The sequence below is a fragment of the Pseudomonas sp. Eqa60 genome, assembly GCF_018326405.1.
Classification (GTDB): domain Bacteria; phylum Pseudomonadota; class Gammaproteobacteria; order Pseudomonadales; family Pseudomonadaceae; genus Aquipseudomonas; species Aquipseudomonas protegens.
Window position 1 is genome coordinate 6,619,558 of sequence record NZ_AP024342.1, and the last position, 16,885, is coordinate 6,636,442.

General features: G+C 61.3%; 16 protein-coding genes. 8 read left to right on the forward strand and 8 right to left on the reverse strand.

Annotation, left to right across the window (positions count from 1 at the left end; all coding sequences use genetic code 11):
• Positions 1 to 46 precede the first annotated feature (46 nt).
• The 5 genes from ssuE to argE all read right to left on the reverse strand — a co-directional run bounded on the left by ssuE (position 47) and on the right by argE (position 6,282).
• Positions 47 to 640: an NADPH-dependent FMN reductase gene (gene ssuE / locus KI242_RS30100; RefSeq protein WP_011064111.1), complete on the reverse strand. Its 594-nt coding sequence runs from the start codon at positions 638 to 640 to the stop codon at positions 47 to 49.
• Positions 641 to 950: 310 nt separating this feature from the next.
• Positions 951 to 1,589, reverse strand: coding sequence for a peroxiredoxin (locus KI242_RS30105; RefSeq protein WP_011064112.1), 639 nt, complete (start codon positions 1,587 to 1,589; stop codon positions 951 to 953).
• A 273-nt stretch (positions 1,590 to 1,862) separates the two neighbouring features.
• Positions 1,863 to 3,188, reverse strand: coding sequence for an OprD family porin (locus tag KI242_RS30110; RefSeq protein ID WP_011064113.1), 1,326 nt, complete (start codon positions 3,186 to 3,188; stop codon positions 1,863 to 1,865).
• Between the two features lie 501 nt (positions 3,189 to 3,689).
• Complete coding sequence (argA, locus tag KI242_RS30115; RefSeq protein WP_011064114.1) at positions 3,690 to 4,988, reverse strand: amino-acid N-acetyltransferase; 1,299 nt, start codon at positions 4,986 to 4,988, stop codon at positions 3,690 to 3,692.
• A gap of 136 nt (positions 4,989 to 5,124) precedes the next feature.
• Complete coding sequence (argE, locus tag KI242_RS30120) at positions 5,125 to 6,282, reverse strand: acetylornithine deacetylase (protein ID WP_011064115.1); 1,158 nt, start codon at positions 6,280 to 6,282, stop codon at positions 5,125 to 5,127.
• Positions 6,283 to 6,440: 158 nt separating this feature from the next.
• Between argE and KI242_RS30125 the strand changes: the two genes are divergently transcribed.
• Positions 6,441 to 7,808, forward strand: coding sequence for a CYTH domain-containing protein (locus KI242_RS30125; RefSeq protein ID WP_212805778.1), 1,368 nt, complete (start codon positions 6,441 to 6,443; stop codon positions 7,806 to 7,808).
• 9 nt (positions 7,809 to 7,817) lie between these two features.
• Here KI242_RS30125 and KI242_RS30130 read toward each other — a convergent pair whose 3' ends face one another.
• Positions 7,818 to 8,288 carry an Lrp/AsnC family transcriptional regulator gene (locus KI242_RS30130; protein ID WP_011064117.1) on the reverse strand — a complete coding sequence of 157 codons (471 nt, stop codon included), beginning with the start codon at positions 8,286 to 8,288 and terminating at the stop codon, positions 7,818 to 7,820.
• Positions 8,289 to 8,412: 124 nt separating this feature from the next.
• Between KI242_RS30130 and KI242_RS30135 the strand changes: the two genes are divergently transcribed.
• The 6 genes from KI242_RS30135 (at position 8,413) to KI242_RS30160 (ending at position 14,195) form a co-directional block, all read left to right on the forward strand.
• Positions 8,413 to 8,730 carry a hypothetical protein gene (locus KI242_RS30135; RefSeq protein WP_041120325.1) on the forward strand — a complete coding sequence of 106 codons (318 nt, stop codon included), beginning with the start codon at positions 8,413 to 8,415 and terminating at the stop codon, positions 8,728 to 8,730.
• 113 nt (positions 8,731 to 8,843) lie between these two features.
• Complete coding sequence (locus KI242_RS30140; protein ID WP_123431099.1) at positions 8,844 to 10,622, forward strand: GspE/PulE family protein; 1,779 nt, start codon at positions 8,844 to 8,846, stop codon at positions 10,620 to 10,622.
• 70 nt (positions 10,623 to 10,692) lie between these two features.
• The gene (locus tag KI242_RS30145) at positions 10,693 to 12,300 is read left to right on the forward strand and encodes a methyl-accepting chemotaxis protein (protein ID WP_011064120.1); all 1,608 of its coding nucleotides are present in this window, start codon (positions 10,693 to 10,695) and stop codon (positions 12,298 to 12,300) included.
• A gap of 126 nt (positions 12,301 to 12,426) precedes the next feature.
• Entirely contained in the window at positions 12,427 to 13,347 is a 921-nt protein-coding gene (locus tag KI242_RS30150; protein WP_011064121.1) for an SPFH domain-containing protein, read from the forward strand.
• 10 nt (positions 13,348 to 13,357) lie between these two features.
• Positions 13,358 to 13,807, forward strand: a complete 450-nt coding sequence (locus KI242_RS30155) for an NfeD family protein (protein ID WP_015637420.1) — start codon at positions 13,358 to 13,360, stop codon at positions 13,805 to 13,807.
• 70 nt (positions 13,808 to 13,877) lie between these two features.
• Complete coding sequence (locus KI242_RS30160) at positions 13,878 to 14,195, forward strand: DUF2388 domain-containing protein (RefSeq protein WP_212805779.1); 318 nt, start codon at positions 13,878 to 13,880, stop codon at positions 14,193 to 14,195.
• Between the two features lie 72 nt (positions 14,196 to 14,267).
• On the opposite strand, the gene KI242_RS30165 is transcribed toward KI242_RS30160, so the two are convergent.
• Complete coding sequence (locus KI242_RS30165; RefSeq protein WP_011064124.1) at positions 14,268 to 14,939, reverse strand: TetR/AcrR family transcriptional regulator; 672 nt, start codon at positions 14,937 to 14,939, stop codon at positions 14,268 to 14,270.
• Between the two features lie 141 nt (positions 14,940 to 15,080).
• On the opposite strand from KI242_RS30165, the gene KI242_RS30170 reads away from it, so the two are divergent.
• Positions 15,081 to 15,965: a hypothetical protein gene (locus tag KI242_RS30170; protein ID WP_019093573.1), complete on the forward strand. Its 885-nt coding sequence runs from the start codon at positions 15,081 to 15,083 to the stop codon at positions 15,963 to 15,965.
• 51 nt (positions 15,966 to 16,016) lie between these two features.
• Here KI242_RS30170 and KI242_RS30175 read toward each other — a convergent pair whose 3' ends face one another.
• Positions 16,017 to 16,619, reverse strand: a complete 603-nt coding sequence (locus KI242_RS30175; RefSeq protein ID WP_011064126.1) for a TetR/AcrR family transcriptional regulator — start codon at positions 16,617 to 16,619, stop codon at positions 16,017 to 16,019.
• Positions 16,620 to 16,885 lie beyond the last annotated feature (266 nt).

Sequence of the window (16,885 nt, forward strand, 5' to 3'; positions counted from 1 at the left end):
CCCGTTGGCGGGCGAGTAAGGCGAGTATTTCAATCGGGGGTGAGGCTCAAATGCTCCAGCGAGCACTCAACAGGCGTTCATTGAGCAGATGCGGATCCAGCGGTTTGGGGCGACGGGCCATGGCGCTGTGGAACTGCTCGAGCGCTTCTTTCAAGCGTTGCTCCAGGGCCTCGGCCAATTGCGGCTGGGCGCTGCCCTCGCCGTAGGCGATCTGGCTGTCCTCGGCAAAGATGCCCTGGAGCATCTCCTGGGCCTTGAGGGCCGAAAGCACCGGCTTCAATGCGTAATCCACCGCCAGCATGTGGGCAATACTGCCGCCGGTAGCCATGGGCAGCACCACCTTGTGGCTCAGGGCCCGCTCGGGCAGCAGGTCGAGCAGGGTTTTCAGGGCCCCGGAAAACGACGCTTTGTACACCGGCGTCGCAATCAGCAGGCCATCGGCCTGTTCGATCTGTTGCAGCAGGTCGATGACCTTGGGGCTGTCGAAGCGCGCGTGGAGCAGATCCTCGGCCGGGAAGTCCCGTACCTGGTAGCTGACCACTTCCACGCCTTGCTGCTGTAACCAGCGCTTGGCCAACTCCAGCAGCACCCCGGAACGGGAGCGTTGGCTGGGACTGCCACCGAGAGAGACCACCAGCATGCAGAGAATTCCTTGAACGAAGAAAGCGATTCGCGGGATGCGATCTCGCCGGATTGGAGAGACCTTAACAGCCTATTTTTATATCCATAAATCTTATTTATTCATTTGTTTATTCCTTAAAAATATATAAGGAAGTATTTTCCGCAGGCAAAAAAATAGGCCGTCGGAACGGCCTTAAACCCCTGCTTTATGGATCTGTTGCTCCTGCGTGCTTCGTAGGAGCGGGCTTGCCCGCGAAAGGGTCCGCGAAACTTGCGCCGGCCTCACGACCGCCTTTGTCGGCAAGCGAGCTCCTACGGCGGTTGGTGTATCAGCGGTTGGGTTGCGGCGTCAGGCGCAGATAGGGCTTCACTGCGCGATAGCCCTTGGGAAAGCGACGCTTGATCTCTTCCTCGTCCTTGAGCGAAGGCACGATCACCACTTCGTCTCCGTCCTGCCAGTTGGCCGGGGTGGCCACCTTGTAGTTGTCGGTGAGTTGCAGCGAATCGATTACCCGCAGGATTTCGTGGAAGTTGCGCCCGGTGCTGGCCGGGTAGGTGATGGTCAGGCGAATCTTCTTGTTCGGGTCGATGACGAACAGCGAGCGTACGGTCAGGGTGTCGTTGGCATTGGGGTGGATCAGGTCATAGAGGTCCGAGACCTTGCGATCGGCATCCGCCAGGATCGGGAAGTTGACCCGGGTGTTCTGGGTCTCGTTGATGTCTTCGATCCACTTGTGATGGGAGTCCACCGGGTCCACCGAGAGGGCAATGGCCTTCACCCCGCGTTGTGCGAATTCGTCCTTGAGCTTGGCGGTAAAGCCCAACTCGGTGGTGCATACCGGAGTGAAATCCGCCGGATGAGAAAACAGCACGCCCCAGCTATCGCCCAGCCACTCGTGGAAACGAATCTTGCCGGCACTGGAATCCTGTTCGAAGTCGGGGGCGATGTCGCCCAGTCTGAGGCTCATGGGTGCTGCTCCTGTGAGTGCGTGATGAAGCTACTCTGCCTGCACGGGAGACTATTTAAAAAGAATATATATCGATTTATTAATAACTGAATTGAATATTAAAAATCTCTTCACTGGACTCGCGGACGAGCGAAGACCACCCTTCTCAACAAGGTTCGAGAAGGCCTTGAGTAGCTGTAAAAAGAGGGGGATTCAGGAAGGGCTCACGGGGGTGGGCCTGACTTGAAACAACACCTCGCCCGGCATTGCGCCGGGCGAGGCTTTATCACGCTATTACAGCAGCGGGATCGAATAGCTGACGATCAGGCGGTTTTCGTCCTGGGAACGAGTCGAAGCCAGGTCGGTACGCCACATAGCGTTTTTCCAGGCAAAGCCGAGGTTTTTCAGCGGGCCTTCCGGAATAACGTAAGCAACAGTCAGGTCACGTTCCCACTCAGTCTTGTCGCCGACGGTGGTCTCGATGTTGTTGCCGCGCAGGTAGATCACGTTAGCGGTCAGGCCTGGTACGCCAACCTTGGCGAAATCATAGCCGTAACGCGCCTGCCAGGTACGCTCGCCAGCACGGGCGAACTTCTGGATTTGCATGTCGGTGATGGTGCTGTTGGAGGAGCCATCACCCTGGTTCAGCCAAGGGAAGTCGCTGTCGCCATTTGTGTACTGATAGCCACCGCCGAAGGTGTGCCCCTCAACCGAGTAAAGGGCCAGGTAGCTGTACAGGTTGTTGTCGACCTTGCCCTTGGTGATGTTGCCGCCGTAGTAGCCTGGGGAGAAGTAAGTGGCGGTATCACCGTTGGCACCGTTGTCACGGCTGCGGTAGTAACGCAGGTCACTTTTCAGGACGCCCGGGCCGATAGCCCAGTTGTGCACCAGACCCAGGAAGTTCTGGGTGTAGAAGTCTTTCAGCTCGCCGTAGTAGTAGGAAGCGGTCAGATCCTTGGTGATCTTGTAGTCCGCACCGGCGAAGTAGAACTTGTTGGTGAACTCACCTTTGCTGTAGTTGGAACCAGCGTTGGCGTTAGCGATCGACAGACCTTCGTTGTTGCTCGAGTTACGGCCTTTGGCGTGCTCGATCTGACCTGCGGTCAGGGTCAGGTCCTTGATCTCGTTCGAAGTGATCTGGCCACCCTGGAAGGTTTGTGGCAGCAGACGACCATCGTTAGTCTTGATAACCGGGTTGTTCGGCTGGAGGGTACCGATCTTCAGTTCGGTCTGGGAGATCTTGACCTTGCCGGTCAGGCCCAGGCTGGCGAAGTCAGGAACTGCACGGTTGCCGTCGCTTGGAAAGATGGTGCCACCGGAAGCACTCCCGCTGGAGTTACCACTCTTGGCAGGGCTGGAATCCAGACGAACGCCGTACAGGCCAATAGCGTCAACACCGAACTGAACGGTACCTTGGGTGTAACCCGAGATGAAACGCAGATCGAAGCCTTGGCCCCATTCTTCGTTCTTGTTCGCGCCAGGACCGTCACGGTTATCAGTATTGATATAGAAGTTGCGCAAGCCCAGGGTGGCCTTGCTGTCTTCGATGAAACCGGCGGCGCCTGCCTGCTGCGCCAAAACCCCTACGGCCACAGCCAGGGCCAAGGTGGACTTGTTCATGTATCGCTCCTCTCGTTTCTAATTCTTGTGGTTCCTGGCCCCGGATCGAACGCCCGGGTGCCACAGATGCGCGATTAGCGCCAGACCGTGACTGATAAGTCAATCGTAACGACCTGTGTCTACGACCATGGTCTAATCGCAGTGATTTGGTCCATGCAGGGTAATGAATTACTCATAAACCCAAAAAGAATTGTTTAATTCTTTTTCATACCTTTCAGGAATAAAGCTCGCCATTATCAAACGGCGAATCGCAGCGTAGACGCTCGCAAGCTTATTTCTGAAAAATATTCCCCTGACTCAGCCCCCAAGATCCCCTGCGTGTACAAGCGCAAAACGTCATTCAGGATCAAAAAAGCGACGCAATCATGGCTAAGAGCCTATCCTCCCGTCAATTTGTTACAGTTTTTGTATCGAAATGAAATTTTTCTGACATGTGCAACTGGCCGCCACGGTTCGATCAATTGATCGGGCCGTGGCGGCCAGTTGCGCAAAGAGGCGGGTTCAGAGGGCTTTTTCGAAGATCTTCGAATTGCGCTGGTAGTTGTACAGCGAGGCCCGGGCCGATGGCAGGCGCTCGACACTGCTGGGCACGAAACCCCGCTCGCGGAACCAGTGAGCGGTACGAGTGGTGAGGACGAACAGCGTCTTCAAGCCCTGGGCCCGAGCGCGGGTCTCGATCCTTTCCAGCAGCTCGTCGCCACGCTTGCCATGGCGGTACTCGGGGTTCACCGCCAGGCACGCCAGCTCACCGGCATCGGAATCGGCAATCTGGTACAGGGCCGCGCAGGCGATGATCATGCCCTCGCGCTCCACCACACTGAACTGCTCGATCTCGCGCTCCAGCACCTCGCGGGAACGCCGCACGAGGATGCCCTGCTCTTCCAGCGGGCTGATCAGCTCCAGCAAGCCGCCCACGTCCTCGATCGCCGCCTCGCGCACCCGCTCGAACTGTTCCTGGGCCACCAGGGTGCCGCCGCCGTCGCGGGTGAAGAGTTCGGTCAGCAAGGCGCCGTCCTCGGCGTAGCTGACGATATGGCTGCGTCCGACTCCGCCGCGGCACGCCTCGGCGGCGGCATCCAGCAGCTCGGCCTGATAGTTGCCCCCCAGGCGCTGCAAATGCGCCGGCACCTGTTGCGGGCGCAATTCGCGCACCAGCTTGCCGTTTTCATCCAGCAGGCCCGGGTCGGCGCCGAACAGCAGTAGTTTGTCGGCCCCAAGGTCGATGGCGGCGCGCGTGGCCACGTCTTCGCAGGCCAGGTTGAAGGTTTCCCCGGTGGGGGAATACCCCAGGGGCGAGAGCAGGACGATGGAGCGCTCGTCCAGCAGGCGATTGATGCCCTTGCGATCGACCCGGCGCACTTCGCCGGTGTGGTGATAGTCGACGCCTTCCAGCACGCCGATCGGACGGGCAGTCACCAGGTTGCCGCTGGCCACCCGCAACCGCGAGCCCTGCATCGGTGAAGAGGCCATGTCCATGGACAGGCGCGCCTCGATAGCGATGCGCAACTGGCCCACGGCATCGATCACGCACTCCAGGGTTGCCGCGTCGGTGATCCTGAGGCCGTGATGGTAATGGGGCGTCAGGCCACGGGCCGCCAGACGGGCTTCGATCTGTGGGCGCGAGCCGTGCACCAGCACCAGGCGCACCCCCAGGCTGTGGAGCAGCACCAGGTCGTGGACGATATTGCCGAAGTTGGGGTGTTCAACGCCGTCGCCGGGCAGCATGACCACGAAGGTGCAGTCGCGGTGGGCATTGATATAGGGAGACGCGTGGCGAAGCCAATTGACGTATTCGGGCATGAACCTGAGCCTGTAAATAAAAAGCAGCCTATGAAAGGACGAAACGGAAAACTCACAGCGGGCTGATGGTTATCGTCGGAACAGGCTTGGCAACACGCTTACTCTCCTCATGGGTACGGACAAGGCCACCGGCAATTTACTGAAATTGGGCCGGCGTCAGGCAGTAATGTTCAATCAATTCACGTAATAGATGCACGGTAGGCTGCAAGCGTGACATTTCGAGGTACTCCCCCGGCTGGTGGGCACAGGCGATATCACCCGGGCCGAGCACCAGGGTCTCGCAGCCAAGGCGCTGAAGATAAGGTGCTTCGGTGCCAAACGCTACTGCTTCGGCACGATGCCCGGTCAACCGCTCTGCCACTCGCACCAACTCGGCATCCTCGGGCTGCTCGAAAGGCGGGACCGCGGGGAACAACGGCGCATAGTCGATCTTCACTTCATGGCGTTCGGCAATCGGCTTGAGCTTCTGCCGGATGGCCTCGCGCAGCACGTCCGGATCCATGCCCGGCAGGGGCCGCAGGTCGAACTCCAGGGAACACTGGCCACAGATGCGGTTGGGGTTGTCGCCGCCATGGATGCAGCCGAAGTTCAGGGTCGGTTGCGGGACGCTGAACTGCGCATTGCGGTACTCGCGCTGCCACAGCAACCGCAGGCCCCGCAGCTCGCCAATGGCATCGTGCATGGCTTCCAGGGCACTGCGACCCAGGCTTGGGTCCGACGAATGGCCGCTGCGGCCGAGGATCTCGATGCGCTCCATCATCACCCCCTTGTGCAGGCGAATCGGCTTGAGCCCCGTAGGCTCGCCGATCACCGCCGCGCGCCCCAGGGGCCGGCCGGCTTGCGCCAAGGCCCGCGCCCCGGCCATGGAGCTTTCTTCGTCGCAAGTGGCGAGGACCAGCAGCGGCTGCTTGAAAGGCTGATCCAGCAGGGGCCGCACTGCCTCGATGATCAGGGCGAAGAAACCCTTCATGTCGCAACTGCCCAGGCCGACCCAGCGGCCGTCGACTTCGGTCAGCTTCAAGGGGTCGGTCTGCCACAGCGCGCTGTCATAGGGCACGGTGTCGCTGTGCCCGGCCAGTACCAGGCCGCCAGGGCCACTGCCGAAACTGGCCAGCAGGTTGAACTTGCCGGGGCTGACCTGCTGGATGTCACAGGCAAAACCCAGGTCGCCGAGCCAACCGGCCAGCAGGTCGATCACCGCACGGTTGGATTGATCCAGTGCTGCTTGAGTGCAGCTCACCGATGGCGCGGCGATCAGCGCGGCAAACTGATCCTTCATGGACGGCAGGGGCATGAGCTGTCTCCGGGAATCCCAATGTGAGGCCCATCATAGAGGCATCCCGCAAGCGGAAGGAACCGCCGCGGCACCTGCGGGCGCCTTGTCCTGTACACTGCACGGCCTTGGCAGCCAACTCTTCCCCGGCTGCGCTCCCGATCCTGGATTTTCCGGCCATGCAGAAAGAAACCGAAATCAAACTCCGCGTCAGCCGCGAAACCCTCGCCGCCCTGCGCGAGCACCCGCTACTGAAAAAACGCAACAAAAGTGGCTGGGAACGCCGTGAACTGATGAATCAGTACTTCGACACCCCAGAACGCGACCTGGCCCGGGCCAAAGTCGCCCTGCGCCTGCGTCGCGACGGTGATGCGGTGATCCAGACCCTGAAGACCAGCGGCCAGAGCGTCGCCGGCCTGTCCGAACGCAACGAGTACGACTGGCAACTGGCCAAGGCCAAGCTGGACGTGAAAAAGCTCGAAGGCCAATGCTGGCCCGAAGCCCTGGCCGAACTGGACAAGAAGACCCTCAAGCCGTTGTTCACCACGGATTTCGTCCGCGAGCGCGCGGAAATCGCCTGGGGCCGCGGCAAGGCCAAGGTGGTGATCGAAGCCGCCCTGGACTTGGGCCAAGTCATCGCCGGCAAGCAAAAGGAAGAAATCTGCGAGCTGGAACTGGAGCTGCGTGAAGGCGAACCGGCTGCCCTGCTGGAGTTGGCAGCGGAGCTGGCCCTGACCCTGCCGCTGATGCCCTGCGATATCAGCAAGGCCGAGCGCGGCTATCGCCTGTTCGACGCCGGCAGCTACTCCCTGAGCCTGCCCGCGCCGCAATTGAGCGCCGAGACGCCCCTGGACGAAGCTTTCGCCGCTCTGGCCTGGCACCTGCTGGGCAGCAGCCAGCGCCTGGCCGAGCAGTACCGCTTCAATGGCCACTGGCGCCTGCTGCAGGACTGGGTGGACAACCTTGCCGAGCTGCGAGCCCTGGCCAGCAGCCTGGGCCAGGCCGCACCGCGCCAGTCCACCGCTGAGTTGCGCAGTGCCCTGGACGCCCTGCTGGAAGACTGGCGTCCGCTGGTACAGGCCGGTCTTGATGACGAAGACGTGCGCAAGGCCGCGCCGGAGCAGTTCATCGAAGAGTTGCAGGACGTGCGCTGGGGCCTGTTCTCGCTGAATACCTCGCGCTGGCTGCTGGCCCGGGCCTGGACCGCTGACCGCAACACCCGGGGCAACCGCCAGGGCGCCGCACAGCTGAGCAGCTGGTTGCCACGCCTGCTGGCCGAGGAAGCCACCTCCCTGCAACTGCCGCGCTATCAGCAGCAACCGGAAGACCTGGCCGAGCAGTTGCCGCGCATTGAACGCATCCAGGCCTGGTTGCACCACGCCCGCTCCGCGCTGGAGATCCCGGAACTGGACCGTCTCTACGGCGAGTTGAACAAACTGGCCCAACTGGCCAACGAGCCGATCACCGACGAAGCCCTCGACGCCCGCAAGCAGCAGGCCATCGCGGTGTTCCAGAACCGTGCCTGGAAAACCCTCCTGCGCCTGTAACCCCGCCCCTCAGCGCATGACCGGCAGGCTGGTGGTGGACTTGATCTCCGACAGGGCAACGATCGAGTTCACCTCCTGGATACCCGGCACCATGGACAGCTTCTCGAAGAAGAAGCGTTCATAGGCTTCGATATCCGCGGTCACGATCCGCAGCAGAAAGTCCACCGCGCCCATCAGCACATAGCACTCCAGCACTTCCGGAAAACCGCGGATCGCCTCGGTGAACTCGGTGAAGTTGGAGCGCCCGTGAGCGTTGAGCTTGATCTCGGCGAAGATCTGCGTGTTGAGGCCGATCTTCTTGCGGTCCAGCAGGGTCACCTGGCCGCGGATCACCCCCTCCTCCTTCATCCGCTGGATCCGTCGCCAGCATGGCGACTGGGACAACCCCACCTGCTCGGCGATCTGCGCACTGGAAAGCGAGGCGTCCTCTTGCAGCAGCGCAAGGATGCGGCGGTCATAGGCGTCCAGGTCGCTATGCATAATAAATACCCATAAACATTAAAAATTGAATTGAACAATTCATATTCAAGCAAAAAAACCCAATCTTAGATAAGAAATACCCGAAACCGAATGTAAAAATTTCTCCACTGACCTGGAGACCGCCATGCCCCCTTTCGAGCCAGCCCCCCGCACCGATGCCTGGAACCTCAACAATGCTCACTGTCGCGTGCACTACCGGATAGTGGCCGACGCCGAGGCCGATGTGCTGTGCCGCATCCTCAACCACTTCGCCCTGCAGTTCCTGGTGCCGCAGCGGGTGTCGATGCAGCAGCAGGACGCCACGCTGTATATGGAGGTGGAACTCGACGACCTGAGCTGGCATCGGGCCCAGGTGATCGGCGCAAAGCTGCGCAACCTGATCAGTGTCTGTGACGTGGAGCTGGAGCTGGCGGAACCTTCGCGCCTGCAGGCCGCGGGTTGATCCCGGCAAAACCCTGCAACCCTTGGCAAGCATTCCCTTGAGGCCCCGGGGACTATTCTTGGCTGTTCGTGGTCAGAGACCCACATCTGGACAACAGCCCCAAGGAATCGCCCATGAGCGCCGCGCACCTTCCCCAGGACCGCTGGCTAGACCTCAGCGAACTGCTGCGTGAATTGCTGGCCCAGGGCCGCATCAGCCAGGATGCCGCCGAACAGGCCATGAGCGTCCGGCATCAGGCAGCCGGTGACCTGCTGCATCCCCTGGAAGTGATCGCCGGCCAGCAATTGCCCGACCTGCAGCATCCCGGCGCACATCTGGACCTGGACAGCCTCACGGCCTGGCTGGCCCGGCAAGCCGGCCAGCCTTACCTGCGTATCGACCCCCTGCGCATCGACGTGGCCAGCATCACGCCGCTGATGTCCTTCGCCTTCGCCCAGCGGCACAAGATCCTTGCCGTGGCCGTGGATGGGCAGAGCGTTACCGTGGCCAGCGCCCAACCTTACGTCAGGGCCTGGGAAACAGACCTGGCCCATGTTCTCAAGCGCACGGTGCGACGGGTGGTGGCCAGCCCGCTGGACATCCAGCGCCTGACACTGGAGTTCTATCGCCTGGCCAAGTCGGTCAGCGGCGCCAGCAGCGAACAGAAAGCCAGTGGCCTGGGCAACTTCGAGCAACTACTGAAACTGGGGGCCAGCGACCAGGAGCCGGATGCCGACGATGCGCACATCGTCAATATCGTCGACTGGCTGTTCCAGTACGCCTTTCAGCAAAGGGCCAGCGACATCCATATCGAACCCCGCCGCGAGCACGGCACCCTGCGCTTTCGCATCGATGGCGTATTACACAACGTCTACCAGTTCCCGCCCCAGGTCACCCTGGCCATCGTCAGCCGCCTCAAGAGCCTGGGGCGCATGAACGTCGCGGAAAAGCGCAAGCCCCAGGATGGCAGGGTCAAGACGCGCACCCCCGACGGCAGTGAAATCGAGTTGCGGCTCTCGACCCTGCCCACGGCGTTCGGTGAAAAGCTGGTGATGCGCATCTTCGATCCCCAGGTCCTGCTCAAGGATTTCGACCAGTTGGGCTTTGGTAGCGATGACCTGAGCCGCTGGCAAGCCATGACCGCCCAGGCCCACGGCATCATCCTGGTCACCGGGCCCACCGGCTCGGGCAAGACCAGCACCCTCTACACCACCCTGAAGAAGCTCGCGACCCCCGAGGTCAACCTGTGCACCATCGAGGACCCGATCGAGATGATCGAACCGGCGTTCAACCAGATGCAGGTCCAGCACAATATCGACCTGAGTTTTTCCAGCGGCGTACGTGCACTGATGCGCCAGGACCCCGACATCATCATGATCGGCGAGATCCGTGACCTTGAGACTGCGGAAATGGCCATCCAGGCCGCACTTACCGGGCACCTGGTGCTGTCTACCCTGCACACCAACGACGCCCCCGGCGCCATCAGCCGACTGCTGGAACTGGGCGTGCCCCATTACCTGATCAAGGCCACCCTGATCGGGGTCATGGCCCAGCGCCTGCTGCGCACCCTCTGCCCGTACTGCAAGGTTCCCGCCGAGCTGACGGCGGATGACTGGGAAAGCCTGACCGGAACCCGGCACCTGCCACCCGCTGCCGGCGGCCAGCGCGCGGTGGGCTGCGCCGAGTGCCGGGGCACCGGTTACCACGGGCGCACCGGGGTCTACGAAATCATGCCCTTGGGCTCCCCCCTCAAGGCCCTGATCCATCGCGACCTGGATCTTGCCCGCCTGCACCACCAGGCCTGTGCGGACGGCATGCGCAGCCTACGCCTGGCTGCCGCGCACAAGGTTGCCCAAGGCCTGACCAGCCTTGAGGAAGTGCTACGGGTCACGCCCGGCAACCAGCCCCCATAGCGGCACAGGAGGCGAACCCCAGGCGCTGGACTACGCTTGAGTCACCGCCGAGATAAGCAGGGAGCCCGGTATGAACATTCGTCAAAACATGCTCGCCACCGGGGTTGTCAGCCTCCTGGCCATTGCCCTGGTGGCCGGGCTGGGTTTATGGGGCCAGTCACGCCTGGCGCGGGCACTGGTGGACAACGAGCTCAACGCCAGCGCCCTGCGCAACCACCTGGAGGCCGACATGATGCACGACGCCCTGCGGGCCGATGTGCTGGAGGCCCTGAGCAGCCAGCCCGGCGATGCCGCCGCTGGCGAAGAGGTCCGCAATAGCCTGCGCGAACACGGCGACTGGTTCCGCAAGGCCCTGGCGGAAAACGCCAAGTTGCCCCTGGCACCGGAAATCCGCAACGCCATCACCGAGCTGCAGCCGGTGCTGGAAAACTACATTCATGCCGCCGAGAACATCGCCGGGCAGGCCCTCAAGGACCCACAGGCCGCGCGCCTGCAAATGCCGGAGTTCTCCCAGCGCTTCAGCGAAGTGGAGAGCCGCAACGCCGCCCTCAGCAGCCAGATCGAAGCCAGCACCGCCCAAACCCGCGAACTCAGTGAAAGTGCGGTCCGCCAGGCCGCCTGGTGGCTGATCGGCGGCAGCCTGCTGGCCGCCCTGGCACTGGCCCTGTTGACCCGGCAGCTGCTCACCCGGGTGCTCAAACCCCTGGAAAAATCCGTGGCCACCGCCCGGGCCATTGCCCAGGGCAACCTGACCACGCCCATCAGCGTCGACAGGCATGACGAGGCCGGCCAACTGCAACAGGCCCTTGGAGAAATGCAAGACAACCTGCGGCAGATGATCACCACCATCCGCCATGAAAGCGAAGAGTTGCGCGGCCGCTCCCACAGCCTCAGCGACACGTCGCTGAGCATTGCCGACGGCGCCAGCGAGCAGGCCGACGGCGCCACCAACATGGCCGCCGCCATGGAGCAGATGATCAGCAATATCGCCCAGGTGGCCGAACACGCGCGCAATGCCCAGGGCATTGCCGCCCAGTCCGAATCCCTGGCCGGTAGCGGCGGCCAGGTAATCCTCGGGGTCGTGGACGGCATGAGCCATATTGCCGAGGCGGTAAACCAGTCTTCCCGCAGCATCACCGCCCTGGGCCAGTCCTCGGAAGAAATCCACTCGATCATCCAGGTGATCAACGGCATCGCCGAGCAGACCAACCTGCTGGCCCTGAACGCCGCCATCGAAGCCGCCCGGGCCGGGGAAGCCGGCCGGGGGTTCGCCGTGGTGGCTGACGAAGTGCGCAATCTGGCAGCCCGCACCGCACAGTCCACCCGGGAAATCACCGGCATGATCGAACGCATCCGGGAAACCACCGAACAAGCCGTGAACAGCATGCAAACCGGGGTCAGCCGGGTCAACGACGGGGTCCAGATGGCCCAGCAAGCGGGCACCTCGATCAATGAGATCCGCCAGGGCGCCCAGCGCTCGGCGGTGATGGTGGAGGAGATTTCCCTCACCATCGGCGAGCAGTCCAAGGCCAGTAGCGAAGTGGCGCAACGGGTGGAGATGATCAGCCTGGTAGCCCGGCGCAACAGCCAGGCCATGCGTGAGCTGACCCAGACCGTGGAGCAGATGGAAAACTCCGTGGCCACCTTGCAGACCTCGGTCACTCGCTTCCAACTGTGAGGCCACGGGCACGCCGGTGATGTGTGTCCTGATGATGCAAGGGCCACGGTATCTCTGCGCGCGACCGGGCGCCGCCGTACACTCGCCCCCCTGTGCCCCTTGATCACATCTGAGCAGGAGAATGTTATGCAGATCGGAAGCGTGTTGTTACTTTTCGTCGGCCTCGCCGTGGCCATCGTCTTCATGGGTTTCAAGGTCGTGCCCCAGGGCTACCAATGGACCGTGGAACGCTTCGGCCGCTACACCAACACCCTGAAGCCGGGGCTGAACATCATCATTCCGGTGATGGATCGCATCGGGCGCAAGATCAACGTGATGGAAAGCGTGCTGGATATCCCACCCCAGGAAGTCATTACCGCCGACAACGCCACGGTGCAGATCGACGCCGTGTGTTTCTTCCAGGTGGTCAACACCGCCCAGGCCGCCTATGAGGTCAACAACCTCGAGCACGCCATCCGCAACCTGCTGCAAACCAATATCCGTACGGTGCTCGGTTCCATGGAACTGGACGCCATGCTCAGCCAACGTGACGGCATCAACGAGAAACTCCTGCGAACCGTCGATGAGGCCACCGCCCCCTGGGGGATCAAGATCACCCGGATCGAAATCAAGGACATCAGCCCACCCGCCGACCTGATGGCGGCCATGTCCGGGCAGATGAAGGCCGAGCGGGTCAAGCGTGCGCAGATCCTCGAAGCCGAAGGCCTGCGGGCCGCCGCCATCCTTACCGCAGAAGGCAAGAAGCAGGCACAGATTCTTGAAGCCGAGGGCGAACGCCAGGCGGCATTCCTCGAATCCGAAGCCCGGGAGCGCCAGGCCGAAGCCGAGGCCCGGGCGACCCAAGTGGTGTCCGAGGCGATTGCTACCGGCAACGTCCAGGCGATCAACTACTTCGTCGCGCAGAAATACATCGATGCCCTGGGCAAACTGGCGTCGGCCAACAACAGCAAGGTGATCCTGATGCCCCTGGAGGCCAGCCAGGTCATCGGCGCCGTGGGCGGCATCGGCGAGATCGTCAAGGCCACGTTCGACAGCAAGAAGGTCTGAGGCAGGCTTCATGTTGGCATTTGTGCAAGCTCTATCGTTCTGGGACTGGCTGGCCCTTGGCACCATCCTGCTGATCTTCGAAGTATTCGGGGCCGGCGGCTACCTGCTGTGGATCGGCCTCGCAGCCGCCACAGTCGGGGTCCTGACCTTTCTCATTCCCGGCCTGTCATGGGAGGTGCAGTTCCTCCTGTTCGGCCTGCTGTCGGTGCTCACCGCACTGTACTGGTGGCGCCGCCAGCGCAGCGTGGTACGCCCCAGCGATCAGCCGAACCTCAACCTGCGGGGCCAGGAGCTGATCGGCAAGACCTTTGTGGTGCACCAGGCGATTGTCGACGGCCGCGGGCGGATCAAGGTGGCCGACGGCGTGTGGATCGCCAAGGGGGCCGACGCCCCCGCGGGCGCCCGGGTGCGGGTGGTGGGCCAGGAAGGCGCAATCCTGTTGGTCGAAAACCTTGACTGATGAGTCACGGAACTCCGCGGGGTTATCTAGAATCAAACGATGCAGATACCCCCTTTCGGAGTCACCCATCATGCGTCTGAAAATTGCTGTCGCCACCCTTGCCCTGCTGTCTCTTCCCGTTGGTTCGGCAATGGCCGACACCTTCTGGCGTAACGTCATTTCCTCCGGGGCCACCACCGGCTCCACCTACCTGACCTTCAAGGACCACAAGTTGATCGTCGCCGCCCAGGATGACGCCGGCAGCTTCGTTGCCAGCGATGGCAACATTCGCGGCCCGTACCTGGAAGCCGCCATGCAGAAAGTCCGCGCCGACAACCCCGGCCTCAAGGCCACCGACATGGAACTGGCCAACGCCATCCTGGCGAAGAACGCTGTCGCTCAGGAGTAACCGTCGCCCAAGGGATGGCCGACAGCAAACGCCGACCCCAGGGTCGGCGTTTTTGTTTGCCCGATCAGCCGGCTAGACCCCAGGTGTGCGGGACACTGCAGCCAGGCCGGCCAGGGCATAACTCATCATGTGCTCGATCAACGCCGGTGGATCCAGCTCCAGGCCGGGCAACACATTGCGCGCCAGCGGCTGATGGGCGATCAGCAGGAACAGGCAGGGCGCAAAAACGCTGACGGCGCTGCGCAGGGTAACCGGGTCCTCAGGCGATAGATCCATGATCTGGCCGAGGATGGTGCGCACGATCTTCGCCTTGGGAAACGCCTGCTCCTCCAGGATCGCCGGCAGCACCGCGGAGGGTGACAACAGTTCGCGGGTCAGGACTTTCAGCGCCCAGCCCTCACGCTGGTTGCCCAGCCCCTCGATGAGCACGGTGATGATCGCCCGCAGCTTGTCCTCGGGGCTGCCCTGGCTTTCACTCAGGCTGATCATGGTCTCGATCCGCACCAGGCGGTCGTGGGCCTCGCGCAGCACCGCCCGATACAGGCCGTCCTTGTTCTCGAAGTGGTAGTTGACCGAGGCGTTGTTGGCCCTGGAGTTCTCGCAGATCTGCTTGCTGGTGGTGTTGGCGTACCCCAGCTCAGCAAAAAGCTGGCCGGCCGTTTCCAGGATCTGTTGGCGGGTAGCCTGGCCATCCTGACGCGGCGTACGGGCCGCAGTTGGCTGCGGGGAAGCGGAAACGGCCATAGGCGCTCTCACTAAGTTAAATTCAAATTTGACTTTTGTTTATGGACTGCTTAGCTACAAAGCGCCAGTTTCTCGTTCAATTCCGTCAAGGGTTGCAGCGAAATGGCGGCTATCTGTCAATTCACGCCAAAGGATATCAGCATGGAAGCGCGCAACATGACTCCCTTCACCTACTTCTCACTGCCCATGCAGAAGCTGTTCCTACGCAATCAGGCGGCGGTCAGGAACAAGCCCTACGCCAAGTATTTCCGGTCGGAAATGCGCGTGCCGCTGTCCGCCGTCCGTAAGATTCAGCAAGGCCCCATGGCCCTGGAAGACACCCTGACCCCGAGCATCGAGGACATCAATCGCCTGCTCGAACCGGACTTTGTCAGCGAGGAATCCGGTTACGCCCTGCTACCGGGCCCGATGGCCTACGTGCAAAGCCGCAAGTTCTTCCCCGGCTGCACCGCGCAGATGTTCAAGTGGTGGTTCATCTGGCACCCCGCGGAATCGGAGCGCTACACCCTGTGGTTCCCCTATGCCCATGTCAGCAACCCATGCGTGCACCACCAACGCCTGTGCGATGAGTCCCTGAGTTTTGAGGAACGGCTGTATGGCAACACCTTCTGCGCGTCGGAATATGTCGGCGATCGCCTGATGCACCTGCATATCGACTTCCAGCAGCCGGCCAGCCTGGGCCTGAACACCGATCTGTATCGCGAAGCGAAGATCGACGGCAGTGTCAGCGCCCTGATGAGCCTGGCGGATCATCCTGAGGTGCCGGTGTCGTTGATGGTGCATCTGTTCAAGGAAGTACCGGACGGCATGTACCTGACCAGCCGTTACTGGGTCGGGGCGCACCCGTCGATGGCCCGCTTTCCTGGGGCAGAAAAGGCTGCATCGCTGCTGAAGGAAAATGGCTTTGGCGAGGCCGAACTGGAGACCCTGGCCTACGAGTTCGCGGTGCACGACATGTGCGAGTTCAATCATCTGGCCAGCTTCCTGCCGGACCTGTATCGAGAGTTTGGCACCCCCGCAGCCTGAAACAACAGCCATTAAGCCCGAGAAACTCCAGGGCTTAATGGCTCGAAAGGATCAACGTTGCGTACCAGGACAAACACCGTTGATCAGCAGAGAAGTGAACTCCTCGATGTCCTGTTCCACCGTCAGTTGCTCAGTCAACAGCCGATACCAGCAAAAGCCGAAGATCATATCCAGCAGTAATTCACGGTTGGTGTCCTTGGGCAGCTCGCCGTTGCTGATGGCATTTTCCACCAGTTTTTTCGGCATTTCCCTTCTGCGCTCCATGAACTGATCCTTGAGCTGGGTCAAGGTTGCGGGATCCAGTTGCGCTTCGGCGATCACACAGCGAAAGGCCTCGCCACAAATAGTCTCCCTCCAGACTTTCCAGAGATTTCGCAGCAAAAAGTCGAGATCTGCCTTGAACGAGCCGAGATCAGGAAACTTTCTGACTTGTTCGCTCTCGTTTTCATAAACCTCGGCGATCAACGCCGCCTTGTTCGTCCACCAGCGATAGATAGTTGGCTTGCTGGCCCCCGCCCGACGGGCGACGGACTCGATACTGAGCCCGGAATAGCCGCATTCCTTAAGGATTTCGATGGTGGAAGTGAGAATGGCTTTATGAGTATGGGGACTTCGCAAAGAGCCGATGGAGCTGCGAGAGGGGGTACGAGCCACAATAAAAAATCTCCAGGCAGGGCGCTTGACAAACGCAACGCAGGGTATAGGATTCCCTCGAATCGAAATGAAACGGTCCGTTTCGTTTCATTCTTGAAAGAATCATGAATTTCTTACACCGATCTATCTAGTTTTTAAAATATCGCGTAAGGGTTGAGCAGCTCAGGCCTTGTAACTTGGAGTTCCTCGAATTCGAGGCTTCGGCCCTTTTCCCTTAAGAGATTAGATCGTCTGAAATTATTACTAAACGAAACGTTCCGTATCAT